22 protein-coding genes and 1 riboswitch are annotated in these 26,408 nt (G+C 43.4%); of the genes, 15 read left to right on the forward strand and 7 right to left on the reverse strand.

The window, feature by feature from the left end; translation table 11 throughout:
- Positions 1 to 94: 94 nt before the first annotated feature.
- Positions 95 to 1,474 carry an amino acid permease gene (locus tag NSQ57_RS04485; protein WP_061831603.1) on the forward strand — a complete coding sequence of 460 codons (1,380 nt, stop codon included), beginning with the start codon at positions 95 to 97 and terminating at the stop codon, positions 1,472 to 1,474.
- 580 nt (positions 1,475 to 2,054) lie between these two features.
- On the opposite strand, the gene NSQ57_RS04490 is transcribed toward NSQ57_RS04485, so the two are convergent.
- The gene (locus tag NSQ57_RS04490; protein ID WP_029517093.1) at positions 2,055 to 3,095 is read right to left on the reverse strand and encodes an NAD(P)-dependent alcohol dehydrogenase; all 1,041 of its coding nucleotides are present in this window, start codon (positions 3,093 to 3,095) and stop codon (positions 2,055 to 2,057) included.
- Between the two features lie 340 nt (positions 3,096 to 3,435).
- On the opposite strand from NSQ57_RS04490, the gene NSQ57_RS04495 reads away from it, so the two are divergent.
- From NSQ57_RS04495 to NSQ57_RS04510, 4 genes are all read left to right on the forward strand, one after another.
- Positions 3,436 to 3,852: a MerR family transcriptional regulator gene (locus NSQ57_RS04495; protein WP_029517092.1), complete on the forward strand. Its 417-nt coding sequence runs from the start codon at positions 3,436 to 3,438 to the stop codon at positions 3,850 to 3,852.
- A gap of 383 nt (positions 3,853 to 4,235) precedes the next feature.
- Positions 4,236 to 5,162, forward strand: a complete 927-nt coding sequence (locus NSQ57_RS04500; RefSeq protein WP_342425681.1) for a hypothetical protein — start codon at positions 4,236 to 4,238, stop codon at positions 5,160 to 5,162.
- 136 nt (positions 5,163 to 5,298) lie between these two features.
- Positions 5,299 to 6,006 (forward strand): hypothetical protein, encoded by a 708-nt coding sequence (locus NSQ57_RS04505; RefSeq protein ID WP_342425682.1) that lies wholly within the window; start codon positions 5,299 to 5,301, stop codon positions 6,004 to 6,006.
- Between the two features lie 422 nt (positions 6,007 to 6,428).
- Entirely contained in the window at positions 6,429 to 9,278 is a 2,850-nt protein-coding gene (locus NSQ57_RS04510; protein ID WP_342425683.1) for an S-layer homology domain-containing protein, read from the forward strand.
- A gap of 101 nt (positions 9,279 to 9,379) precedes the next feature.
- On the opposite strand, the gene NSQ57_RS04515 is transcribed toward NSQ57_RS04510, so the two are convergent.
- A complete protein-coding gene (locus NSQ57_RS04515) occupies positions 9,380 to 10,054 on the reverse strand; it encodes an NAD(P)H-dependent oxidoreductase (RefSeq protein ID WP_342425684.1) in 675 nt (224 codons plus the stop codon).
- 144 nt (positions 10,055 to 10,198) lie between these two features.
- Here NSQ57_RS04515 and NSQ57_RS04520 point away from each other — a divergent pair, with 144 nt between their 5' ends.
- Both NSQ57_RS04520 and NSQ57_RS04525 read left to right on the forward strand, forming a co-directional pair.
- Positions 10,199 to 10,591 carry a helix-turn-helix domain-containing protein gene (locus NSQ57_RS04520; RefSeq protein ID WP_068938572.1) on the forward strand — a complete coding sequence of 131 codons (393 nt, stop codon included), beginning with the start codon at positions 10,199 to 10,201 and terminating at the stop codon, positions 10,589 to 10,591.
- Between the two features lie 194 nt (positions 10,592 to 10,785).
- Positions 10,786 to 11,778 (forward strand): iron-hydroxamate ABC transporter substrate-binding protein, encoded by a 993-nt coding sequence (locus NSQ57_RS04525; RefSeq protein ID WP_318628234.1) that lies wholly within the window; start codon positions 10,786 to 10,788, stop codon positions 11,776 to 11,778.
- A 119-nt stretch (positions 11,779 to 11,897) separates the two neighbouring features.
- On the opposite strand, the gene NSQ57_RS04530 is transcribed toward NSQ57_RS04525, so the two are convergent.
- The 3 genes from NSQ57_RS04530 to NSQ57_RS04540 all read right to left on the reverse strand — a co-directional run bounded on the left by NSQ57_RS04530 (position 11,898) and on the right by NSQ57_RS04540 (position 15,113).
- On the reverse strand, positions 11,898 to 13,400 hold the full coding sequence (locus tag NSQ57_RS04530; protein WP_341071690.1) for a stalk domain-containing protein: 1,503 nt from the start codon (positions 13,398 to 13,400) through the stop codon (positions 11,898 to 11,900).
- Positions 13,401 to 13,614: 214 nt separating this feature from the next.
- The gene (locus tag NSQ57_RS04535) at positions 13,615 to 14,250 is read right to left on the reverse strand and encodes a cyclodeaminase/cyclohydrolase family protein (RefSeq protein ID WP_069012904.1); all 636 of its coding nucleotides are present in this window, start codon (positions 14,248 to 14,250) and stop codon (positions 13,615 to 13,617) included.
- Positions 14,247 to 15,113, reverse strand: a complete 867-nt coding sequence (locus NSQ57_RS04540; RefSeq protein WP_029517626.1) for a bifunctional 5,10-methylenetetrahydrofolate dehydrogenase/5,10-methenyltetrahydrofolate cyclohydrolase — start codon at positions 15,111 to 15,113, stop codon at positions 14,247 to 14,249. Before NSQ57_RS04540 ends, NSQ57_RS04535 begins: the two co-directional genes overlap by 4 nt.
- Before the next feature lie 113 nt (positions 15,114 to 15,226).
- Positions 15,227 to 15,311: riboswitch (ZMP/ZTP riboswitch) on the reverse strand.
- 213 nt (positions 15,312 to 15,524) lie between these two features.
- On the opposite strand from NSQ57_RS04540, the gene NSQ57_RS04545 reads away from it, so the two are divergent.
- The 8 genes from NSQ57_RS04545 (at position 15,525) to NSQ57_RS04580 (ending at position 24,145) form a co-directional block, all read left to right on the forward strand.
- The gene (locus NSQ57_RS04545) at positions 15,525 to 16,586 is read left to right on the forward strand and encodes a fatty acid desaturase (protein ID WP_029517625.1); all 1,062 of its coding nucleotides are present in this window, start codon (positions 15,525 to 15,527) and stop codon (positions 16,584 to 16,586) included.
- Between the two features lie 68 nt (positions 16,587 to 16,654).
- Complete coding sequence (locus NSQ57_RS04550; RefSeq protein WP_029517624.1) at positions 16,655 to 17,788, forward strand: sensor histidine kinase; 1,134 nt, start codon at positions 16,655 to 16,657, stop codon at positions 17,786 to 17,788.
- Positions 17,785 to 18,384, forward strand: a complete 600-nt coding sequence (locus NSQ57_RS04555) for a response regulator transcription factor (RefSeq protein WP_029517623.1) — start codon at positions 17,785 to 17,787, stop codon at positions 18,382 to 18,384. Before NSQ57_RS04550 ends, NSQ57_RS04555 begins: the two co-directional genes overlap by 4 nt.
- A 145-nt stretch (positions 18,385 to 18,529) precedes the next feature.
- Complete coding sequence (locus tag NSQ57_RS04560; RefSeq protein WP_029517622.1) at positions 18,530 to 19,150, forward strand: deoxynucleoside kinase; 621 nt, start codon at positions 18,530 to 18,532, stop codon at positions 19,148 to 19,150.
- On the forward strand, positions 19,150 to 19,791 hold the full coding sequence (locus tag NSQ57_RS04565; protein ID WP_013308920.1) for a deoxynucleoside kinase: 642 nt from the start codon (positions 19,150 to 19,152) through the stop codon (positions 19,789 to 19,791). The genes NSQ57_RS04560 and NSQ57_RS04565 overlap by 1 nt, the downstream gene beginning before the upstream one ends.
- 197 nt (positions 19,792 to 19,988) lie before the next feature.
- The gene (locus NSQ57_RS04570) at positions 19,989 to 20,990 is read left to right on the forward strand and encodes a Gfo/Idh/MocA family oxidoreductase (RefSeq protein ID WP_029517621.1); all 1,002 of its coding nucleotides are present in this window, start codon (positions 19,989 to 19,991) and stop codon (positions 20,988 to 20,990) included.
- A 248-nt stretch (positions 20,991 to 21,238) separates the two neighbouring features.
- Positions 21,239 to 22,675 (forward strand): metallophosphoesterase family protein, encoded by a 1,437-nt coding sequence (locus NSQ57_RS04575; RefSeq protein ID WP_342425685.1) that lies wholly within the window; start codon positions 21,239 to 21,241, stop codon positions 22,673 to 22,675.
- Positions 22,676 to 22,918: 243 nt separating this feature from the next.
- Positions 22,919 to 24,145, forward strand: coding sequence for an RtcB family protein (locus NSQ57_RS04580; protein WP_165149979.1), 1,227 nt, complete (start codon positions 22,919 to 22,921; stop codon positions 24,143 to 24,145).
- 151 nt (positions 24,146 to 24,296) lie between these two features.
- Here the strand turns inward: NSQ57_RS04580 and NSQ57_RS04585 are convergent, their stop codons facing one another.
- Both NSQ57_RS04585 and NSQ57_RS04590 read right to left on the reverse strand, forming a co-directional pair.
- Positions 24,297 to 25,187 (reverse strand): shikimate dehydrogenase, encoded by an 891-nt coding sequence (locus NSQ57_RS04585; RefSeq protein WP_029517618.1) that lies wholly within the window; start codon positions 25,185 to 25,187, stop codon positions 24,297 to 24,299.
- A 29-nt stretch (positions 25,188 to 25,216) separates the two neighbouring features.
- Positions 25,217 to 26,407 carry an MFS transporter gene (locus NSQ57_RS04590; RefSeq protein WP_029517617.1) on the reverse strand — a complete coding sequence of 397 codons (1,191 nt, stop codon included), beginning with the start codon at positions 26,405 to 26,407 and terminating at the stop codon, positions 25,217 to 25,219.
- Position 26,408: the final 1 nt, after the last annotated feature.

The following is a 26,408-nucleotide window of genomic DNA, read 5'->3' on the forward strand; positions in this document are numbered from 1 at the left end:
CGACCACGTCAGTCTGAAAAATTAATAATGTTTGGGGGCAGTTTTCCGGATCATTAGCGTTTGATGATGAACATATACGAAGGGGAGCGTTCTTTTGGAATCGAAACAATTAACGAGAGGGCTAAAGCCACGGCACGTTGAGTTGATTGCGCTTGGAGGCACGATTGGCGTCGGTTTGTTTATGGGGTCGGCAAGTACGATAAAATGGGCAGGTCCCTCAGTACTGTTGGCTTATCTCTTAGCTGGGATTATTATGTTTTTTGTCATGCGGATCATGGGGGAAATGCTGATTCTTGAACCGGTGACAGGCTCATTCGCTACATTTGCTCATAAATATATCAGCCCTTTAGCCGGTTTCTTGACCGCCTGGAGCTATTGGTTTTTATGGGTTACCGTAGGGATGGCAGAAGTCACTGCGATTGGGGTATATGTGGGCTACTGGTTCCCGGATATCCCGCAATGGTTGCCGGCTTTGGCAGGTGTAATTATTATTGCATTGGCCAATTTGGCGGCTGTGAAATTTTATGGGGAATTTGAGTTTTGGTTTGCGATGATTAAAATTGTCGCCATTATCTTCATGCTAGTAGTGGGTACGGGGATGATCTTCTTTGGTCTCGGTAACGGTGGACAACCGATAGGTCTATCCAATCTGTACAGCCAGGGCGGCTTCTTTGCAGGTGGTTTGAAAGGGTTTCTATTTGCACTCTGCATTGTAACAGCGGCTTACCAAGGGATAGAGATGGTGGGTATTACGGCAGGTGAAGCAGAAAATCCGAAAATGACACTGCGAAAAGCCATTAAAAACATCATCTGGCGTATTCTGATTTTCTACGTGGGTGCAATCTTTGTCATTGTTACGATTTATCCTTGGAACCAAATAGGCGAGATCGGTAGTCCATTTGTTCTAACTTTTGCCAAGGTAGGAATTGTGGCTGCTGCGGGTATCATTAACTTTGTTGTACTTACAGCTGCGATGTCTGGTTGTAACAGTGGTATTTACAGTGCGGGCAGAATGTTATATACATTGGCTAAGAACGGACAAGCTCCTAAGTTCTTTGGGAAAGTTTCTCCAAGCGGCGTCCCTAGAAATAGTATAATAACGACCATTTCCTTGCTACTGGTAGGGGTGTTATTTAACTATTTAATGCCTGATTCCAAACTGTTTCTGTATATTTACAGCGCCAGTGTTCTTCCAGGCATGGTACCGTGGTTTGCATTAGCCATCAGTCAATTTAAATTCAGGAAAAAGTGGAAGGATGAAATGAAGGATCACACCTTTAAATCTCGTTTTTTTCCAATCAGTAATTACATCACCATTGTCTTTTTGTTGCTTGTGATCGTTGGAATGTGGTTTAATCCAGACACACGCTTGTCGTTGATTGTCGGGGCAACATTCATGGCGATCGTCATTGTTGGATATTTTGTCTTTGGCATAGGAAAGCGGCAGAGAATTGAAGAATTAGAGGAAAACTAAAAGATTGCTAAATACGTAACATTTGCCGAGCGCAATTCAGATGACCTGAGTTCGCTCGGCTTTTCTTTTACATGACGAGGGAGGGGCTATGGAAAGGTTGTTACTGAGGTATAGAACCGTGTGGTTATCCAGTTCGCACTACAAGTGTAAATACAAATACAAAAAAAGTGAGAACGAAAATGGAGAAGTTGATTATTGCCATACTCTTACGGTTAGCCTTAAACTCTGTAATTCCCGAAAATAAAAATATAAACCCTAGAAAAAATTGTGAGACTTTGTACAAATCCTCGTAGGTGTTTGGGTATGCGAGTGATAAAGAGGAAGAGATCATAACAACTACAGCAAATATTAAAGTGAGGATTTTGTAAATATCCATTTTCTTAAACATAGATAAGTTCCACCTTCCTATTTATTCCTAATGTATTATATTCTAAGGGTGGAATCTTTGGATTACAAATAAATACAAAAAGAGGAAATGGACAATAGGATGGTACACAGAATAAAGTGAAGGTGTCCCAAGTAATACTTTGGGGACACCTTCACAATTAAAATCACTTGTACAACTTATGATTTACATAGCTTACATTGTGCTAATGTCAATCACGAATCTATACTTCACATCAGAAGCTAACACTCGTTTGTAGGCTTCGTCAATCTGGTCGGCCGAAATTACTTCAATTTTAGGAACAATATTGTGTTTTGCACAAAAATCCAACATTTCCTGTGTCTCACGGATGCCTCCTATCATTGAACCAGCAAATGAACGGCGATGTCCGATAAGGGACATCACATTTAGTGACAACGGCTCCCCAGGGGCACCGACATTCACCAAAGTTCCGTCTAGATTGAGTAGTGCAAAATAAGCATCCATATCGATGGCAGCACTTACCGTGTTAATGATCAAATCAAAGTGCCCAGCAAGTTTTTTAAATGTTTCTGGTTCGCTTGTAGCATAATAGTGGTCCGCACCAAATTGCAAGCCATCATCTTTTTTCTTTAATGTTTGGGATAGAACGGTTACCTCAGCACCCATAGCATGTGCAATCTTGATAGCCATATGACCAAGGCCTCCCATTCCCACAACGGCCACTTTTTTATCTGGACCAGCACCCCAGCGGTTCAACGGTGAATAAGTCGTAATACCTGCACAAAGTAATGGAGCAGCCACGTCAAGCTCAATGTTATCTGGAATTTTCACTACAAAATCCTCAGTTACGACAATGTGGGTAGAATATCCGCCTTGTGTAGGCTCGCCGTATTTGTCAACACCAGCATAGGTAGGGACATTTCCTTTAAGGCAGTATTGTTCCTCTCCTTTACGACAGTTCTCACATTCGCCACAGGAATCAACCATACAGCCAACCCCTACCCGGTCACCAACGCTGTACTTTGTAACCTCAGATCCTACCTCCGTGACAATCCCTGCAATTTCATGTCCAGGTACGAGAGGGTAGTTCACTGGGCCCCATTCGCCGTGAGCAGTGTGGATGTCAGAATGGCATATGCCGGCATATTTAATTTCAATCAGAACATCGTGTGAATCAAGATCCCGTCGTTTAATTTCAGCCGATCGAAACGGTTTGTCTGGGCCATCGACAGCTCGTGCTTTAGCAGTTATCATAAATAGCCTCCAATTATTTTTATTTTTCAAGAGAATGCAGTTATATCGGTATAAATTGAAAACTAGCTGAAGTCGGTTGAAGTTCCCCTTCATTCATTTCCATTTATACTTTTTCTCTTGCAAATCAATGTTAATCCTTATAGTTAACTCTAAGTCAAGCGCAGGTTTATAAGCGTCTATTCAGTAATGTTGTTTTCTTGCTAATTATATTTCGTTAGATAGCATCTGATTCTACTTTTCCTATAAGGGGACTTTGACATTCTACAAATAACTTGATAGAATCCCCCTTATATCATAGAGTTAACTCGAAGTCTATGTCATTAAGAATAGGAGATACATGATGAAGACGTATTCTATCAGCGAAGTTGCAAAAGAATTGAATCTTACAGCATACGCTTTGCGTTACTACGACAAAGAGGGACTTATGCCTTTTGTAGAACGGACATCTAGCGGAACAAGATTATTTAAAGAATCCGATATCGACGCTTTAAAAATAATTGAATGTCTAAAATCCACCGGGATGCCGATCAAAGAAATTAAAAATTTCATTGATTGGTGTTCTGGTGGGGATTCCACACTACAACAAAGATATGACATGTTTATGGAACGAAAAGCTACTGTAGAAGCACAAATGGAAGAACTTAAAAAAACAATGGAAGTTATTGAACATAAATGCTCATATTACAAAACTGCATTGGATGCCGGAACGGAAAATATTCATAAAAACAATAAAATAGGGAGTCTCATTACGAACTAATAGATAAGCATCTGTAATTCATCCATTTCTATATGAATTACAGGTGCTTTCGTTTGAAATATTCGATTTACTACAACCTACTGATTTAAAACAGCACGATCGGTTTTAGAAAACTAGGAACCAAATATGATGTAACTTGAACAGGCAGGAGTAGTACCGAGGATCAAGTATTCCGAAAGTCAACGGGCAATTTGCCCATTATATAGGTTGAGAGCCACGACTTTAGTTCAGAAAACAACGAATTACTATAGAATCATCGAAGATAATCAGGAGTATGGTCCAGTATTCTCTCATTTTTATTTTTGATAAGATTAATTCCATATTATTGAAGTCTACTATCAAACCACGAAAGAATGATACATAAGGAAATGAGGAAGATACTGATGAAGGCAAAAGCGTATATTATTTTTTTGACTGCTGTAATAAGTTTAACTGCTATGCTGACCGCATGCGGTGACTCCAAGAAGCAAATTGAAGGTGAATCTACGACTGGAGCAGCAACGGCAACCACTACGACTACACAGAATGCCAAGGCGGACAATGCGGAACAGGCTGGTGTGGATGGTGTTGTGAGCAATACTACAGACCAAGCTACAAAAAGTAATGGAAAGACGTATTCCGACGTGGCTAAAGAAGCAACGAAACCCGATCAGCCAGCAGGACAAATAGGGTTAAATACGACGCAGGAGCAGCTTCTTACCTTTGCCGATCGTTATGGACTGGTACGAGTGCAGGATCATCCGATTCGGCGGGTTTCCGATCCAACTGGGAAACATGTAAACATTGCAAATTACAGTGATTCTGTCGTGAATTTATATACAGAAGAACCCATCCACCTGAATACAGATGAATTTATTCATGAAGCTTATAATTTTTTTACAGAGGGAGTTGCTCCAGGTGAGTCCTACAAGAAGTGGGAGGAAACCTCTAATACAGAAAGAGGACTCGTCAAAATGCTCTATTTGTCACGAGAGGGACTTCATATTTTAGAAGAAGCGATGAAGACGCATGATTATTCTAGTCCATCGGTCCAAAATACGCTGGGATTTTTTAAGGTTGCCTCGAAATTTGAGTCTATGATGCCTGTTGCCCAGACACCTACAGACATCAGCTTGTACGATATGTACGATCAACGCGTTAAGCCCGAGTGGAAGAAACTAAGTGACATTAAAAACCCTGCCGCGAATGAAAAAGCCTTCGCTGCGGCCTATCAAAAAGCAAGAGATGAGACCAATAATCTTATGGGGCTATTAAACATTATGGTGTCTACAGAAATGGAAAAACGTCTCAAAGCTGCAACCGATCAGTAAAACACAGGCAAATAGTAAATTATCAAGGACATAATTTATCCACACTTTCTTCTAATATTTAACTGTCGATAGATTTATTGAAAAGCTATAATGCTAATGATGATTTGAGTGTACTTGGAGAAAAGAGGTTGAGGGTATGAAGTTGAAAAAATGGCCGTTAGTATTCATGATAGGTATTCTCATGCTGTTATCCGTAGGCTGGAACAGTGGAGTATCTTATGCGAAATATTATTACGAATACACTTGGGATCAGTACAAGGGGACTGAAATCAAGACCTACAGGCTGACACCGGTAGCTGGTAGAGCTGGATTTATGGATCAGGAAAAGGCCTTTGCTGCGATTAGCAAAACCCCGAATGTGTATGGAAAGTTCAGTGGCTACCGAACAGAGAAAACAACTGAATTTGCAACCAAGAGTGTAACAGATGAGGTTTATAAATATGCAGTTGTTGATTTTATTAGCGACAAGGAGCCAGAAACTGTAGAATACGTTAATCCAAAAGGTGGAGTTCCTCATACATGGAACGGAACCGATGAGATTCGAATTTTTATGAGAGGGTCTGAGGCAGCTTCTTTGGCAGAGCTGTTTTATGAGGGAACTCCAAGTGAAGGACGCTATCATTTTAATGCTGACGATGTCTACTTAGTTACATTCTGGTCCAACACAGTAAAATCAATCACTGGAATGTCTGCTGAAGCGCTAGTTGAGGAAGGCCCCCCTGCGTTTATAAATCGAGAGTTGGTTGGTCAAATAAAAGGCAAAGATCCTGCTGCCTATCCACAAAATGGGGCTTTAAACGGCTACTTTTATGTTTATAAGGGTTCTGAGTTTAAAGAGAATTAAAACAGCAGACAGGATTTTATAAGTATATATGTACACGAGAACGAGATAACATTTTGTATTCTTCAAGCGAATGCGGATACAGATGTTATCTCTTTTTTTATTTGTATACGGGATCAACATAGTAACACAAAAAGATGATAAATATTTAATTACCAATGAAAACCATTGTTTAGTGATAGGGAATTACGGCTTAAAAAAAGATGGTGAATAAACAGGATAGTAGATTGCCAAAACTACTTTTTTTACTGGCTTTATTCAATCCTAGGGAGATTATTCCGATAATTCAAGTATATACAGTTTGGTGTTAACAGTAATGAAAAACCGATTGAAAACAAGAGAGACTAATTTTCAAAGTTGATATGAAAGTACAGGCGAAAGTGGCTCAGTGCTATCTAGTAAAGGAGGTGTAATGATTCCGAATAATGAATTATGAAAAAAAGTTAAAACAAATTAGGCATTACATGGCTGGTTTACTGGCTGTCTGGTTGTTCTGTATACATAGTGCGCCTGTTTTTGCGGACAGAGCCTTTAACGATATCGAACATTCCTATGCAGCTGATGCGATTGAGGCCATGGCTGCTCAAGGTTATGTTACGGGTTATCAGGATGGGAGCTTTCGACCTTTACATTTTATCTCGCGACAGGAATGGGCAAGCATTTTCGCTAAAACCTTAAAGCGAACATCGAATAACAGAGGCGTAACTTCTTTTCGTGATGTGTCACCATGGGCTCTACCTTATGTACAGGCCTTACAGGAAGAGAGCATTACGAAAGGAATTAGTGATCAATTATTCGGTGCCAAGCACAATATGACTCGTCAGGATATGGCCGTTTGGTATGCCCGCTATTTTGGTGTTACTGAAAATACCCGATCGGCTGGTATATCCAGTTTTGTGGATCAATCTGATATATCAGATTATGCACAAACGAGCGTATGGCTGATGGAACGGCTGGAACTGATCGAGGGAGATACGAATCACTATTTCCATCCTAAAGAGTCTGTGAGACGGCAGGATGCCACGCTGGTTGCTTATCGAATATGGTTAGGCGGTGACGGTCTGAGAGAACGTGCCAAGCGTTTGCTAGGGTCATTAGGAGATGGAACTGCAACGATGCCTCAGACGACCAGCCAACAAGAATCGAAGAAGATCGAGGTCGATGTGACACCGGAAATTAGTCAACAACCTGTGAATTCGGAAGTCGAGGAGCCTAAAAGGCATCGCCCAAGCCCTGATTCACCAGCATCTCCGGTGACACCACCAGAACCGAAGCCGGAACCGTCGGTGACACCGCCGGGACCTAAACCCAAACCACCAGTAATTCCGGTAGATCCACCGGATCATTCTTCGGATTTTCTGGTAGATGAGGTCGTAATCAAGGCGCAGGAGCTGGTAAATCAACCGGAGACATACCCTTCGTATCAGCTATCTTTTCAGCTCTACAATAAAGGGCGACCCGTAAGCATTCCTGCTGCCAGCGTCACAAGTGTTACGTACACATTTAGTGATGGGTTAGGTATTTTTGATGAACAAGGGAAAATTGCACATCCCGAAAATATTCCGGTTGCGGACAGCTTCATTCCTGTAGAAATGAAGGTCACCGTTGCCAAACCTTATCAGGTCCTTACAGCTCAGGCCAAGCTGATCGTGAAAGGGAAGACTCCGCCGGCAGAGCCACCGAACGTAATCAGGTCCGTATACTTGGCTACGTATACCATTTCAGAGGCTGCTACTTTAGATCCTGCTGCTTGGAATATGTCCTACGTATTTCATAATGCTAATGGAGAGGTTATAGCTCCTGGATTGCTGCCCTCAGACTTGATACTTCGGGTAGAGGATTCCAGAGGAATATTTGATGAGGATGGGAAGATTGCCAACCTGCATTTGATTCCGACAGTAAACTCGGTCATTCCATTAAAGATCACGGTTGAGTCGCCATCTCAAGGGGTTCACTTCACATCTGATGCGGAATTAACGGTAGAACCCGGGGAACGCAAAAAGCAATACTTTGCTGTCTCCATCATGCTGCAGGGAAGCGCGACGACGGTAGATCAAATCAAGCAAGCGCGTCAATTGCTGATGGACCACTTTGGTCCCAATATCAAAGTGACGTGGGCGATGGAAAACGGATTTGTTTTTGTAGAAGCAAATCGCCCGCAGCTTAAACAGGTTTTGGCATTCGTCGATCAGTATGGAGATGAAGTCGGAATGTTGGATGGGTATCCGAACCAGTTAAAGTTTCCTATTTGGGAAGCTCGAATGGACGAGTGGATGTATATGTATCGTTACAATGCATTCAATGAGCTGCACCAATCCGGTACAATGGGATCACCATCGGTGTTTGAAAGCATGGATACAGACCAATATCGGAAGTATCTTCCGAAATCATTGACCAGCTTTACGGTAAATCCCGAACAGACTCAATGGCTTAAAGATCACTATCGGATTACTTCCGCGATGGGATGGTCGGCTACACAATATAATGTGAACGGTATGTATGGTGAGGGCTCTCCATTGATGCCTTACTGGTCCCATAAGGACAATCCAATTGTTCCCGCACAGGGACTAGCAGATAATAGCGGTACCGTATTCATGAACTCGGTTACGATTGATCCGATTGGATCACGCTATACGAAAGATTCCTCACGCTGGACTCTTCATCCGCTTGACCCATATGTGACTGAGACGGATGCAGCACCACAACTGTATATAGTACAGCAATATTTGGATAACCCTTATCAACGTATAAATACGGTAAACTACTTGTCCATTATTTTGGACATCAACGCACTTGCCAACACCCATAACATGGCTCCAATATGGGAGAATTTTGTGAACCACTTCCCTGTTGATCGCAAGGTTGAGATTGTAGGCGTGGACGGGCTGAAACAGATTTATGAATCGGTAGCAGGATCCAATAATGATCATACGGAGTTTACGCTCATGTTTAGAGGCTCAGGTATTAAGACGGCTATGGATTCCAATAATTCACCAGCGAATCTGCGCTATTTGTGGACCGAAAATGCCTCACAGCGGATTATTATATCCAAAGAGGATGGAGATGCGGCATGGTCCATTATTGACTTTACCGATTATACCCGAAAACCGGTTCCGAAGATGGACTACAACTTGGATGGTCACACGGACGTAAGCTATGTCACCGGAAGGAACTTCAAGCTATGTCCAACGGCTCCTTTAACAGCGGATGAAATTCAACGCGTAAAGGATCGTTTGAAGGATATTTACTTTGCAGAAGAAGTGAATTATCAGTAAGTAATTGGAAAAAATTAAGAGCTGAGGTTTTATGAAAAGGGGGTGTCCCCACAGCCATCGAAATGGCTGTGGGGACACCCCCTTGTTTTAGAGAAAAGGTTTTACACCCACTCAATAACCTGATCTACAGGTCGCCGAGTTTTGCCACGCGGCTCGTTGAGACGGTAGCCAAATGCCACCATACAAGAAATACCGAAATGCTTGGCATCCATAATGCCTTCTTCAGAGAGGATGCGTTCGATTTCCTGTTTATTAAAACCTTCGATAGGGCAGGAATCAATGCCGATTTGAGCTGCGGCAGTCATCATATTGCCCAGTGCGATGTAGGTTTGCCGGCAGCCCCACTCGAACAAGGCTCTTTTGTTTTCCTCCAGCCCAAAATCTGATTTTAGGAAGGCGTCATATACTTTCTCTTTGCCTTCCATCACTTCAGCAGGTAATTGCTGCACGTTCTCCATCATACTCTTGATATAATCGGAGGAGGCTATCATATCTTCAGGAAGTCTAGAGAGGATGAGTACAAAATGGCTGGCTGTTGGCAGTTGTTTTTGGGCCCCCCAAGAGTAAGGCAGTAGCTTCTCACGCATAGCTTTACTCTGAACGACAACAAATTTCCAGGGTTCAAAGCCAAACGAGCTTGGAGATAAACGACCGGTTTCAAGAATAAAATCAAAATCGGAATCGCTAATTTTCTTATGACTATCAAATTCCTTCGTTGCATGTCTGAACTCGTATGCGGATAAGATTTGATCTTTAGTAGTAGCTAAGGTTTCCATCGTTATTCCACTCCTTATGGATGTTGATTAAAATTGACGCTTACCAAGTGACATGCTTAATATTAGAATATACATGACCGTTTTTGAAGTACGCACATTAATGTGCTGTAGTATATAAAATGATACTAAGGAGGAGAAAAGCCTATGCGTAATCGGAAAGGCGGCTTTGGGGAATGTACCGCTGGAAATGATCAGGCGTGTCCAGTTGAGTTCACGCTGGACGTGATTGGGGGCAAATGGAAAGGGATTATTTTGTATCATCTTATGTATGGGACTAAGCGATTTAGTGATTTTCGGCGGATCTGTCCGGGGATCACCCAGCGTATGCTGACACTCCAATTGCGCGAGCTGGAAGAGGATGGTGTCGTTCACCGTGAAGTATACCAGCAGGTTCCGCCTAAGGTTGAATACTCTCTCACCGAATTCGGAAAAACGCTCATCCCGATTATTAACTTGATGAAAGATTGGGGAGAAGAATATAAAACAAAACAGCGATCACCAGAAAGCAGCCTTCAGCAACCTAGCCCCAATGTGTAGGCTTTTGAATACGGCTCCACGAAAAAGACCTGACCATCATTTTGGCAGGTCTTTTGATTTATTAAGGAGGAATGTACAAAGTTCGTTTTTCAGTTGACAGCAAGGACGACGCTTGATATATTTCTTACGATATTGATAATCATTATCATGTGTATCAGGGAGATCATCTCCACAATATATAGGGGGCTAATCAGTTGAGAAGAAAATCGTATTTTATGATGACAGCTATGTTACTTGTATTGTCTGTATTCATCAGCGCTTGCAGCGGAAATAATAATGGGAGTAATCCGGCTTCATCTTCAGGAGATAAGCAAGAGTCAGCTACTACTGGAGAGACTAGAAGCTTTAATACGGTTAAAGGGGATATTCAAATTCCTGCTAAGCCACAGCGTATTGTAACGGATTTTTACGGCGGAGAACTGCTGTCCGTGGGTGCTAACGTGGTGGGTGTGGAGCCGACTGCGTTTCAAAATCCTTTTCTGACCGATTTGCTGAAGGAAAAAGGAACCAAAGAGGTGGGTGATCCGACCAATTTGGAAAAGACGCTGGAACTCAAACCCGATCTGATCGTGGTTATGAAGGATACGAATTATGAGGCTTTGTCTAAAATTGCACCTACCCTGTACATTCCGTACGGCACGACGACTAATATTTATGATACGGTCAAGCTGTTCGGCGATATCACCGGGGAAAAGGAGAAGGCTGAGCAATTTATTGCTGCATTTGATAAAAAGGCCGCTGAAGGTCGCGCACGTCTTAAAGGTGTGATTGACGAAAAGGCAACTTTCGGTCTGTATGAGCTGACGGACAAGCACGCACTTTGGATCTTTGGCGACAATGCGGGTCGCGGCGGACAAGCCGTATACAATGCGCTCAAACTGAACATGCCAAAGAAAACAGTGAACTCCAAGGAACAAACGGTACAGCTTTCGATGGAGGTATTGCCGCAGTATGACGCAGATTATATGTTCCTGACTACGTATGACCCGGAGAAAAAGGGTGACGCGCTCAAGCAACTGAAGTCGTCCGCTGTATGGGGGAATCTTCCTGCGGTGAAGAACAATAGAGTGTTCTTTAACGATTTTGATACGTATTATCGCTATGATCCAATCGCTATTACAGGACAGATTGATATGATCGTAGATATGCTGATCGAAAGAGAAAAAGAGAATAAAGCTAAACAATAGGTGTGAGATTCTGCGTTGTGACGAATTGTTGAAATAGATAAGAGATCGCATATTATACACAGTATATAGCATTAAAAACCAGTCCAACATGAATCATGTTTGGACTGGTTTTTGATTTACTATTTTGTCGTAATTTCAATAGTATCTTCTTTTTGTATCCAATCTACCTTGGCCCCCAGCGTTTCGCTGATCAGCCTTAATGGAAGATAACCAATACCATTCACCATGAAGGGCGGATTGGTAAGCTTTACAGCCTTACCGTTCACTTTTGCTTGGCTGGTTTTGAAATTTATTTCTAGAAAGACAGGGTGATCTTCTGCCTTGGACTGATCTATTTTTGCTATTTTGCTGTTGAAATCATAAGCGATCTCGGCCCCCAGTTTATCAAAAACAGAACGAAGGGGAATAAACGCTTGCCCGTTGCGGGTAATGACACCATTACTCAGAGAGACAGGCGAACCATTGAGACGGACAAGAATCGGTTTTTGTACAGGAACTGGTGAACTATACAGAAACTCATAGTCTCCTATACCTAGCTGCGCGTGTTTGTTGACACCCCAGCCCCATAAGGCCCCATCTGCTTTTTGCATGATTACGTGCCGTGGACCTGCTTTGATACTTTGAATATTTTTAGCAAGCAATGTAAAGGGGGCGTTGGATGGTAACTTTTCACCATCTAGAGACGCAACATATACATTCCCAGCTGTGGTGAGGGCGAGTATGGAGCGTTCGGCGAAAAAGGCGTCTTTAACATCTTTTACTCCTGATAATAGCACAGGGGTATTTTCATTGTGATAGGTTGTATTATCTGAGTAACCTGTGACCGTTTCACCCCAGAACCATAACCGTCCTTGTCGATCAATCGCGAGATTGGAACTTCCATTGGTCTTAATTATTTTGATGTCCGATAAGGCTTGAATCTGCGATACGGATAAAGTTTCGGACGGAGTTACATTTTTATCAAATTCTTTGGGCCATGTCCATACAGTACCGTCTTTCTTTAAGGCTATGTTTTTGGAGATAGCAGTAATATCCTTTAATGATGGAACAAGCTCGAAGCCCTGCAAGGACCTTGTATTTTTCCATACACTTCCGTCCTTCTTCAAGAAGATCCAGCGTTCCTCATATTGCGGTCTTTTTTCATAGTAACTATCCAATTCTGTAACATTTTCGATGCCGGATAGGGTTTGAAAAGGAGCAAAGTTGCCACCATTTTCGATTCGATCAGCGGATAATACGGTTCCTTCGGCGTTTAGGGCGAGCACATGATCATTCATAATACGCACGTTTATGATGTTTGGTAGTCCTTCCAGAGAAATGAATTTCACGGATTCAGAAATGTTGTTTCTTGGCACATACCAGGCGGAATGATCTTGTAAGGTAAATATCAGATCGCCTTCCTGGATTATATTCGAAAATGTTCTTACAACGTTTGGCTTATCCTCTACACGAGTCGGTACGGATTGATTATAGCCCCATAACCACAAGCTTCCATCGGATTGAATCAGACTCCCGGAATCATATGAACGAATACGGGACGCCGATTCATCACCGGCCGCCCATGCACTGGAGCTGAACAATAACAGCGTGATCATACTGATTAACAGAGTACGTCTTTTCATGCGTTTTTCCTCATTTCTTCATCAATGTATATAAGGTTAAATAACGACTTGGGGAATATCTCCTTATCAATAGACGAAGAATATATAGAAAAGTTTTCCACAAATCGTTGGATTCCAATAAAATAGCCTCCAAACCCACGAGCAGAGGCGGGTTTGAGAGGCTATTTTTTGAGCATGGAAGCAGAATATGACTTGGGACGGGTTCTTCCAATGGTCAGCCCGTTATTCGGCTGCGCACCATCAATAAGGTTTGTTCTTTGATTTGTCCGATTTCACGGAGGAGTGCGGCTGTTTTAGCTTCGTAGGATTGTTTGACATCCAAATCTTTCAGCGAAGCAAGGTTAATGTCGACGGTAAGCAGGGCAGATTGAGCGGCGGCTTCGAACAGGATCGCGCCGATGCCAAGATCCGAAATCACATTTTTATTGGACACTTCCACAATGTTATAGGCTTGCGACAATCCGTCTCGGCATACTTCCAGCAGGCGCATGGGTACCTCAATGGCAGCGATCACCGCTGTCTGTAAGGAATGGGTACGATAGCGCTTTTCTTCGTCTGTTTCCTTGGGCAAACGCAGGGCAGTCATATACTGTTCAAAGGATTGGATGTCTGCGACCATTAATTCCTCACAATGTGTAGACAATCTTTCCATGCTGCTAATGACGTCCGTGATTTGTTCATGGATGTGCGCGTATTTTTCTCCTTGTGAAAGGTTGGCGGTCATGGAGGTCATAGCCGCGCCTAGTGCCGCAGCCAGTGCGGATACACTTCCTCCGCCAGGGGTAGGAGCTGCACTTGCAGCCTCTTTCAGAAAATGTCCGATGGAATGATTCCACGACAGTTCACTCATGAGTAAACCACCTCTCTGGAGTAGTGTTGCAGATGTATCGCTTTAAGCAAATTTTTGTACAAAATCGCAGTCGTTAAGGTGCCAACACCGCCGGGAACCGGAGAAATAGCATGTACTTTTTCCCCCACGTCTAAAGCGGCATCTCCCACTATTTTTCCCTCTAGCGTCTCATTAATTCCCGCATCTACCAAAATCAGACCGGGATGAACCATATCTTGCGTAATCACATCAGGGCATCCGACTGCCACGAAGGCAATGTCTGCATGGCTCAGATGCTCTGCAATATCACGCGTACCTGCATGACAGGCGGTAACGGTGGCGTTTTCTCTTTGCAACATGTGGAAAAGGGGAAGTCCCACTGTCTGTCCGATGCCCACGAGCGTGACATTTTTGCCTGCCAATGTGTGACCGTAATGCTTGAGCAGCTCGATACAGGCTTGAGGTGTTGCGGGATATAGTCCGGCGTCACCTGTTACAGTAGCCAGCTTGTTATCGGGTGTAATCCCATCAATATCCTTGTAGGGGGCAATGGATTGTTTAATAACGGAGGCGGAAAGATGTTGGGGAAGCGGCAGTTCCAGCATAATGCCATGTACATGGGATGCATCGTTCAGACTGCCGATCAGGTGCAGTAGCTCGGTTTCGCTAACATGACGATCAAACGTATGGAGATGAAATGAGATGCCCAGCTTCTCCGCTATTTTTTGCTTGGTCCGTGCATAGTATGCAGATGCCGGATCACCTTCTACCAATAGGGTTGCCAGATGGGGACGGTGTCCTTGCTGCTTCATTTCTTCTACCTGTGAACGGATCGTTGCATATACTTGCTCAGCTGCTTCTTTGGATTTCATGATAATAGCCATAGTCCGAGCCTCCTCTGAATTTATTGCATAATGGAATCAACAGGGTGTCATGGTCTTGTAAAACGAAAAAAAGTATTTGCACAAGGTCGTCAAGACAGACGAATCCTCTGCAAATACTTCTCCCAGGCGAACGGTACGCTTTTTTTGTATGCTCCCTCGTGGTTCATTCCACTGACTTCGCCAGTCACATACAGCGTTATTATACCTTATATTTTAACAAACAATCATCAGAAAAGAAACCCGCGAACATTTGGAAAACGGGTTATGTTACTTGTCTATATGACAAATGTCATATACACGAACTGACGTTTATGACTACAGCGCCTAGAGCGTTCTCCTTATACTGAGATTAGATCAACATGTACGCCTAACAGGATCAAGGTATAGGCGTCATCTTTAAGGAGGATCATAATGAGTATGACACAACTCCCATTAGCCCAATTGAAAAAAAATATGGCTCCCTACGAGAAAATAAACACGAAATCCAGCGTTCTGCAACTTATCAATACCTTGGGTCCACTGATCCTATTGTGGTATGCTGCTTATCTTAGCCTGTCGGTTTCGTACTGGCTGACGCTTCCCATTGCCATTGTTGCATCGGGGTTTGTGGTACGGACGTTTATTATTTTTCATGATTGTGGTCATCAATCCTTCTTCAAAAGCCGCAAGCTGAACGACATTGTGGGAACGATTACAGGTATTATTACGCTCTGCCCTTATCACCAATGGAAAAATAGTCACGCGATCCACCATGCAACCAGCAGTAATCTGGATAAAAGAGGCACAGGTGACATGTGGGTGCTTACGGTAGAAGAGTACACAGAGGCTTCCACATGGACACGGTTGGCCTATCGCATATACCGAAATCCTTGGGTTATGTTCGGACTAGGTCCGATCTATACTTTTTTGATTTCCTATCGCTTTAATATCAAGACAGCCAAACGCAAGGAAAAAATGAACACTCATGTGACGAATATATCCATCGTTGCATTGTATGCACTGTTGTGCTGGGCTATTGGATGGCAGGCCTTCCTTCTCGTACAGGCACCTATCTTTTTTGTATCCGGTATGTTGGGAATCTGGCTATTCTATGTACAACACCAATTTGAGGATTCTTATTTCGAGCACGATGAAGAGTGGAGTTATATTAATGCAGCCGTAGAAGGCAGTTCTTACTACAAGCTTCCTAAAGTATTGCAATGGATTACGGGCAATATCGGATTTCATCACGTTCATCACCTGAGTCCCAAAGTTCCAAATTATAATTTGGAAAAAGCACATGAAGCGACACCGTTACTTCAAAAGGCGACCACGATCACAGTGAGTAGCAGTCTGCAATCGTTGAAGTTCCGACTTTGGGATGAAAATACGAAAACCTTTTTGACCTTTAAACAAGTGAAGCCGCTCCTCAGCAAACGTGTTGCAGTTACGAAACCCATGCCTACACCTGTTGTAGGCACAGAAAGAAAATAACGTTGAACAAAACCTGGTATGATAAGATAAGGAATATAAGTCATGTGAAGTAGAAGAGGGTGGGCAGGATGCAAAAATGGTATCAGATCTTCCAAAGAAATACAGGGCTTAGCCCTTATGTTTGGGTCGTCTTTTACATCCTGCCCTTTTACTACTTTAGCTCTTCATCTACAGGTCATATTATTTTGGGTACTGCTATTATTTTGGTATTCTTTGCATGTTATGTACTGGCTTTTGTCTCAAAAGGCTGGCTCATATACTTTTGGACCAGTGTACAGATTGCCATATCGATTACCATGACACTGCTGTTCAGCTATATGTACTTTTCCATATTTATCGCCTATTTGATCGGTAATATTAAAAGTAAGGCTGCATTTACGACGCTGTATATTATTTTAATGGTTATTACGATTGGATTGATCAATTATGGTTTTGTTTCTCAGAATCCCGTTTTTATTAAACAGATTCCTTTTATCCTGCTTAATCTGATCGGTGTGATTCTCCTTCCGATTACGAATTTTAATCGCAACAAAAGCGATCGGCTCCAAGTTCAATTGGAGGATGCCAATAAGAAAATATCGGAATTGATTAAGCTGGAGGAACGGCAAAGAATTGCGCGTGACCTGCACGATACCTTAGGTCAGAAGTTGTCACTCATTGGGCTGAAGAGCGATTTGGCGGGCAAACTGATGGATCAGTACCCGGAGCGGGCGCATGTCGAAATTAACGATGTTCGTCTCACGGCAAGAAGCGCGTTAAAAGAGGTACGGGAAATGGTTACTCAAATGCGCGGTATGCGACTAGAGGATGAGCTGCTACGTATTCGGCAGATTTTAAAGGCTGCTCACATTGAATTAACTCTAGAGGGAGACCCGAAGCTGGAGCATACATCATTAATGAATGAAAATGTTCTTAGCATGTGTATGAAGGAAGCCGTAACCAATGTAGTGAAACACAGTGGAGCTACCGCTTGCTCCATCACGATTGAGCCGTCTCGTAAGGAATTAACTCTTCGGATTCAGGATAATGGAGTCGGTATTACGAGAGAAAATGGAACCCTTCGTGGAAACGGCCTGCAAGGTATGAAGGAAAGGCTCGAATTCGTGAACGGATGTATGGAGCTGCGTTCAGATCAGGGAACGACCTTGGTCATTAAAGTGCCCAATATCCCTGAAAAGCCGAACGAGGAGGTGGGGCCATGATTCGAATTGTCATTGCAGAAGACCAGCGTATGCTGCTGGGTGCTCTAGCTTCTCTGCTAGACTTGGAAGAGGACATGAAAGTAGTCGGAAAAGCAAGCAACGGGGAAGAAGCTATAGAACTGGTGAAGCTGCATCAACCGGATATATGCATTATGGACATCGAAATGCCAATAAAGAGCGGATTGGATGCGGCTGAAGAACTCAAAGGCTTGAACTGCAAGATGCTGATTTTAACTACGTTTGCCCGCCCGGGGTATTTTGAACGAGCGATCAAGGCGGGGACACACGGTTATCTACTCAAGGACAGTCCCAGTGAAGAGCTGGCTTCCTCCATTCGCAGTATTATGGCAGGTCGGCGTATCTATGCTCCGGAACTGGTCGATGATGCTTATGCCGAAGTCAACCCGCTAACAGAGCGTGAAAAGACCGTCTTGGCGCTCATCGCTGACGGAAAGAACACAAAAGAGATTGCTGGTGAACTGTATTTAACGACAGGGACGGTGCGCAATTATATTTCAGTCATTCTCGATAAGTTGGGTGTCAGTAACCGGATCGAAGCGATTACACGTTTTAATGAAAAAGGTTGGTTTAAATGAGAAACAGAGACGCTATGAAGCAAAATATAGCGCTCTGTTTTTTTGTTTTATCCATAGATTTGGCATGCCTTTAGCGTACTACCTTGTGATACAATAGGATAGTTGTCCACAGGATGGACTGGAGTACAAGGAGGAGCAGAACCGCATGAAACAAGCCCCATTTATAGCCGTTGAAGGGCCCATCGGAGCAGGCAAAACGACGTTAGCTTCGATGCTTTCAACCGAGCTACATTGGCCGATAATCAAAGAGATTGTCGAGGAGAACCCATTTCTCGATAAATTTTATCAGAATATAGATGAGTGGAGTTTCCAGTTGGAAATGTTCTTCCTCTGCAATCGGTATAAGCAGTTGGAGGATACTGGTCTGCAATATATCGAGAAAGCTCAGCCTGTTATTTCTGATTATCATATCTACAAGAATTTGATTTTTGCTGAACGTACGCTTAAGGGTGTGAAGCTCGAAAAATATCGTCAAATCTATCATTTGCTCACAGATGATATGCCTAAGCCGGACATTATCATTTATATCAAAGCAGATTTGGATACCTTGCTGGGGAGAATTCGCAAGCGTGCACGCTCTTTTGAACAGGAGATGGACCCTGCCTATCTGGAGCAATTGATCATAGATTATGATAAAGGCATGCAGTTTCTCGCTGAACAGTCCCCTTCCCCTCGTATATTGACCGTGAACGGGAATGAAATTGATTTTGTAGAAAATCAGGCACAATTTAAACAAATTGTTTCCGATGTAAAGGAGCTTATATAGTGAATAATTACAACATTCCTGCAAATGCCTTGATTACGGTAGCGGGCACAGTGGGTGTAGGTAAATCCACGTTGACCGGTGCTTTGGCCGGACGCCTTGGTTTTAAAACCTCTTTGGAGCAGGTCGATCATAATCCCTATCTGGAGAAATTTTATCACGATTTCGAAAGATGGAGCTTTCATTTGCAAATTTATTTTCTCGCGGAGCGCTTCAAGGAACAAAAGAATATTTTCCTGTCTGGTGGAGGCTTTGTGCAGGATCGTTCTATTTATGAGGATACAGGCATTTTTGCGAAAATGCATGCCGATCAGGGAACGATGAATCCTACCGATTATGAAACGTATACTAGCCTGTTTGAGGCGATGGTGATGACACCGTTTTTCCCTCACCCTGATGTGCTGATCTATCTGGAAGGCAGTTTGCCCTCCATTCTGAGTCGGATTGAGGAGCGCGGTCGCGAGATGGAGATCCAGACCGAGCGTTCTTATTGGGAGCAAATGCATCGCAGATATTCCAATTGGATCAACGAATTTGATGCCTGTCCTGTACTGCGTCTGAACATTGATGAGTATGATGTACATGACCCTGCTTCCATGGATGCTATTTTGGAAGAAGTAGGAAAAGTAATATCAAAAAAATAGAGATATAACCCCAAATAACTGACAGGGACTGTGGTACAATCAGTATAAATTAAGCTGATAGACCGCAGTCTTTTTTTGTCGAATAAACATGTTGAAGCACGAGATATGACTAACGGTATAGTGGACAAGTTTAGGCTGGAATGCGAGAATAGGTACATATGAATTGTAATGACTCACGGGAAGGATGGGATACTGTGATGCGTTTTGGTATTGTTGGAACCAACTGGATAACAGAGAGGTTTATTCAAGCTGCGATGGAGACGGACGAATTTTCCCTGACGGCGGTATACTCACGCACAGAGGATAAGGGCAAAGCTTTTGCTGACAAATATAACAGCCAGCCGGAGGTTTTTACAGACCTGGCGCAAATGGCCGCAAGTGACCAGGTCGATGCCGTATATATTGCCAGCCCCAATTCCTTACATGCGGAGCAGGCGATCTTATGTATGAATCACGGAAAGCACGTGTTGTGTGAGAAACCTTTTGCGTCTAATGCAGCAGAGGTGAAGAGTATGATCGAAGCCGCGCGCAACAACGATGTTCTGCTGATGGAGGCCGTTAAATCCACACTTATGCCTAACTTTAAAATAATAAAGGATCATATGTATAAAATAGGCCGGGTTCGGCGTTATTTTGCAAGCTACTGTCAATACTCCTCCCGCTTTGATGCTTTTAAGCAAGGTAAGGTATTGAATGCGTTTAACCCGGCCTTTTCCAATGGTTCCCTGATGGACCTTGGCGTGTATTGTTTGTATCCTATGGTGACTTTGTTCGGCAAACCTGAGGAGGTTCGGGCGGTTGGTGTGCTTTTATCCTCTGGTGTCGATGGCGAGGGCAGTATCGTGATGAAGTATCCTGATATGGATGCTATCGTCATGTATTCCAAAATTACAGATTCCTATCTGCCTGCTGAAATTCAGGGTGAGAATGGAACGATGGTGATCGACAAAATCAGTCAGCCCTATGAGGTGAAAATTCATTATCGGGACGGCACGATTGAGGATCTGACCAAAGCTCAGACGCGTGAGCCCATGTATTATGAAATTCAGGAATTTATAGATCTGATCAAGATTGGTGAACGCAACAGTTCCATTAACTCTTTGGAGTGTTCACTTACAGTCGCTGAAGTGATGGAGGAGGCAAGACAACAATTCGGCCTTCGTTATGAAGCAGATTTGAAAAATACTTCTGCACATTAGTCAGTGGAATGATCGAAATTGCAATGCACAAAGGGCTGCCGATTTTGCAAACTTTGCAAATATACGGTTAGCCTTATTTGGCTTTGTAGCCCTAAAAGGGTAAAGCAGTTATCCTTCTCCTCAATCGCTAGGTCACTTAACACCTCGTTTTTACAAATTACTATATTTCCTAAAACAACGTATTAACATTTGATTGATATGATCATATTTATAACTTTTACATATTAACTACACAGAGGAGTGTACACATGTTTGAGAAGTTTCAAAAATGGTCAGCAACATCTATGTCTGTTGCTCTTGCACTAGGTTTGATTACGGGCATGTCAGCCTTGCCTGTCCATGCTGAGTCATCAGGGAATACAGATCATGGTATTAGTAAAGTTACAGCTACATTTTATGGAGACACAAAAGGTTCCAAAGGATTTACCTGGTATACTTCAAAACTTTCCACGAAGAGCACTGTTCAAGTAATCAAGAAAACGGCTTCTGAAGCTGATTTTACGAGTGCTCTTACATTTGAAGGGACTTCTTCTCCATCGACCAATTCTCCAGAAGAGCTTGTCCATAAAGCTGTAGCTACAGGTCTTCAAGCGGACACAGCTTATTATTATCGTGTGGGTGATGCAGCGCGCGGGATATGGAGCGAAACAGGTACGTTTCAAACGGCTCCTAAGAGCGGCGAATTTACCTTCATTGATTTAGCTGATACACAAGCGAAAAGCGAAGATGAAGCCATATTGTCTTCACAGACGCTCGAAAAAGCACTTCAAACTGTAGGTAATGCTCAGTTTGTAGTCCACAACGGAGATATCGTAGACACCGGTACCAAAGAAGAGCAGTGGGACTGGTTGTTGGGACATTCACAAAAAAGTCTTTTGAATACAACCATTGTTCCTTCAGCAGGTAATCATGAGGATGAGAACTACGCTTTTTATGATCACTTTAATATTAATCAACCAGCTGGTTCTGCTACTAAAACAGGAGCGTACTACTCCTTTGATTACAGCTATGCTCACTTTATCGTACTGAACTCCAATGAGGACTCAGAGAAATATGCCAATTTTTCTGAAGATCAAGTTGAATGGTTAAAGAAAGATGCTGCGGCAGCCAAAAGGGCAGGTGCAAAGTGGATCATTGTTAACATTCACAAAGGTCCCTACACTACCTCTAATCATGCAACAGATTCTGACATCATGGATAACAATGGAGTTCGTAACCAAATCGCTCCACTCATGGACAAACTTGATATCGACTTTGTCGTGCAGGGGCACGATCATATTTACGCTCGTACGAAGCCAATCAACCAAGAGGGTAAAGCAACAACGCCAACCAAATTAAAAGATAGATTAAATGAAAAGACGATTGAATATAGTGTGAATCCGGATGGAAGTATCTATGTCATCCCAGCAACTGCTGGCCCCAAAGTCTACTACAAGAACCCGAGTGAAAAACTTGGAGATAAGTACTATAATCTCTTTGAACTAGCTGAAGAGAATCATGCGGCAGTATATGGCCCGGATCCGAGTGACAATCGTAGACCTGTACGAGGACAGGTACAGAATTTTGTTGGCATCACCGTAGACGAAAATAAACTTACAGCCGTAACGTACGAAATTGATCAAAACAAAAATGATGCCAAACCTTTTATTGTGGATCAATTCGGAATCATCAAAAAATATCAGTAAAATTGATTAATGGTTTCTAAATAATCATAAAAGGATATCCTACAGTCTGGTCGGCTGCATGGATATCCTTTTTCATTTTCTTATAGGGACTTTCTTATAGAGACGTCTGATGTTGTGCTTGTAATACTTACGCCCTGTTCGGAAGCGGGTAAACCGTACATAATGCTATTAAGAGATCCAAAGTTCAAAAGTAGTCAATTTTACATATAGAAATTTTCTTGCAAAATATGGAGGGATAAAGCGATGGCTTATCAAGAAATCAATGGAGTACGCGTATGGGGATCACCTGACCCGGGAGCACTATCTCAAGCCCGCACATGTGCCGAAAATGGTAATGTGATTCAGGCGCTACTGATGGCAGATCATCATAAAGGCTACAGTCAGCCGATTGGCGGTGTGATGGTGTATGACGGACAAATTTCACCTTCAGGTGTAGGGTATGATATCGGCTGCGGGAATAAGGCGGTAAGATCCAAGCTGTTTGCCGCAGATATTATGCCACGTATTTCAGCCGTGATGGATGAGATTGCACGTCATATTTCGTTTGGCGTAGGCCGTGTGAATGCAATTCAGGTAGACCATGAGCTGTTCGATGACCCGGATTGGGCAGTATATGCGGCGATTGGGAAACAAGAACATGACAAACTGAAGTCCTTGGCGAGGGAACAGCTGGGTACAGTAGGGAGTGGTAATCACTTTGTTGATGTATTTGTGGAGGAAGCGACAGGACAGGTCTGGATTGCCAATCATTTCGGCAGCCGAGGCTTTGGGCACAAAACAGCAAGCGGGTTTCTAAATTTGGCTGCAGGACGGGAGTTTCTCGGAAAGGCGCCGGGAGAACATATGGATCAGCCGCCTGTACTGCTGGATATGAACAGTGAGCTGGGAGACATGTACTACCGTGCGATGCGCCTTGCCGGACGCTATGCGTATGCGGGACGTGACTATGTGATAGAACAAGTGCTTGGTATTATGGGGACCGAAGCGGATTTTACGGTGCATAACCACCATAATTACGCGTGGAAGGAACAGCATGATGGACGCGACACCATTGTAGTCCGCAAAGGCGCAACCCCCTCGGCCCCTGGCCAAATGGGCTTTATTGGAGGAAGCATGGGCGATATCTCGGTGATTGTGCGTGGGAAAGATTCGGTAGAAAATCGGGATTCCTACTATAGTACAGTCCATGGCGCAGGTCGTATTATGAGTCGTACCCAGGCAGCCGGTAAAATGAATTGGAAAACCCGCACACGGAGTGGTGGACAAATCACGGATGTACAGATGAAGGAGGCTGTTCGGAACTACGGTGTCGAGCTGCGCGGAGCAGGTACAGACGAAAGTCCGTTCGTCTACCGCAAACTGCGCGAGGTACTGGACGCTCATTCCGAGACCGTGGAAGTTATGCATGTGCTGAAGCCAATCGGGGTATGCATGGCTGGGGCCAATGAGTTTGACCCGTATAAGGATTAATGAAAAGAGAAGGAAGAACGGGGCTGTACCCATAAAAAAGACGATGCCCGGCAGAAGTGTTCATTCGCCGAGCATCATATTTAAAGTACATATATGCGTATATAATAGAAGGAACTCATGGCTTGATGTGCTTGTTGAGCAGCTCTAAATCTTACAGTTGATCAGCAAAAAGCTGTTCTTTAATATAAGCGACTGGCATCTCTTGGCCTGTCCACAGTTCGAAGGCTAATGCGCCCTGCCACAGCATCATGCCCAGACCGTTAATGGCGGTTGCACCTACGGATTCAGCTTGTTCCATCAGCTTGGATTTAGCTGGGCTGTATACTACATCGGTTACAATCAGATCGGAACGAAGCATGGACACATCCTCAATTACACTTTTGCCTTCCAGCGGTTTCATACCCACACCTGTACCATTAGCGAAAATATGACTTGTAAGAATCTCTTCACGCAGCTTCTCCTGATTCTCTAATGCATAGATATTCGCCTTGACTTGGGCATGTTTCATCTCTTCATTAATCATACGGACATTTTCTTCCGCCCGGGCAAAGAACTGGTCATTACGAGCGAAAATTGAAATTTCAGCGAGACCAGCTCGAGCGGCTTCAATAGCAATCGGCGTTGCAGCACCGCCTGAGCCGACGAGTGTCATTTTCTTACCTTTCAGATCAATGCCGTTCTCCTGCAAGTTACGAACATAACCTGATCCATCTGTACTGTAGCCTTTCAGCTTACCATCCGTATTCACGACAGTGTTGACGGCACCTGTAAATTTAGCGCTGTCGTCTAGCTCGTCAAGATACTGGAGTATAGCTGTTTTGTTAGGCATGGACACGTTATAACCGCGTATGTTCAGAGCGCGCATCCCCCGTACGACCTCTTCAAGCTGTTCATTGCCTACTTCAAAGGCCATATACGCGTTATTTAGGCCCAGCTTTTCAAACGCAAGATTATGCATAGCCGGGGACAAAGAGTGTCCGATCGGTGTAGCTAGCAGTCCGATTAATTGTGTTCTTCCGTCAATACGTCCAGCATTTTTCATGATATAAGCCTCCAAGTAACGTGTGTAGTTTAATGAAACACTTTTTTATATCGATAAGCAACAAACACGGCCAGCAAAATACTGACTACAGCAATCGCAATATCCAGAATGAATACGGAGGTAATTCCCAGACTTTTGGACATGCTCCCGGTAGCCAAAGGCATCAGGATGAACGATAGGCTGGCTGCTATGTTTACGAGAGAAGTCGTAGTTCCTTTGTTCTTGCGGAAAAATTCCGTCATTACCGTAAGGGCAATTTGGAATATGCCTGCGGTAGACAAGCCGATTAAGAATGAACTGATCAAGGTAGCGACAGGATTGTGCCATACAATTAAAGCCAGCAAAGAAAGCAGGGCAATAAGCGGATACACAATCATGACGGTAATGGGCTTAATGAATCTACCAAGTACCATAGCCAACAAAATAACGGAAACTAATGAACCTATACTATAGTAGCTAAGCAGCTTAATGGCGCTGGCTTTGTCCATGCCAAGAGCCTCTTGTCCAAAGGTAGGAAGCCATAGCTGCACGATCATGAACAATACAGTTGAAGTAAAACCGATAATAATCAGAGACAAACCTTCTTGCCAAAACTTAGGCTCGCTGTGGAACGAATCCGTTGATTGACCAGTCTCGGCTGGAGCCTTTTGTTCCTCGGCTTTGTGGTTGGGGAAAGCGGTCATTGACAAGAAAATCCCGTTCAGCAGATAAATTCCTGCTGGAATAAAGAAGGAATATCCATAGAACATATCGTGATTAATAAAAAATGCAATCATGAAAGGAATAACAATGGCACCGATCGAGATGGATGCTTTGACTAGGACGGTTGCAGACCCGGCTTTTTTTCCGAACCCTTCAATGAGTGCGGGATAAGTCCCCGCATCCATCATCGAGTTGCAGAGCCCTGCGATAATGGCAAACACGAATGCCAAGGTGTAGTTAGGTGCAAGCGGAATACCGATTAGGAAGATTAAATAAGCAAATGATGCAATAACAATCAGTGGTTTCCTTCCGTATTTATCTGACATTTTTCCGGCTACTCCGAGAGCGAGCAGTTTACCGATTCCAATCGCTGACACCAGATAGCCGATGGCTGCTTTATCCGTGTTCAATTGCACGGTCAGAAAGCTCATATTCGACGAGAGAATAACATTAATCATACCCAGAAGAAAATAGTTGATATAAAGCCCTGTTGCCATTCTGATATAAGGATTTTTCATA

It is taken from the genome of Paenibacillus sp. FSL L8-0502 (assembly GCF_038593055.1).
Lineage (GTDB): Bacteria > Bacillota > Bacilli > Paenibacillales > Paenibacillaceae > Paenibacillus > Paenibacillus polymyxa_D.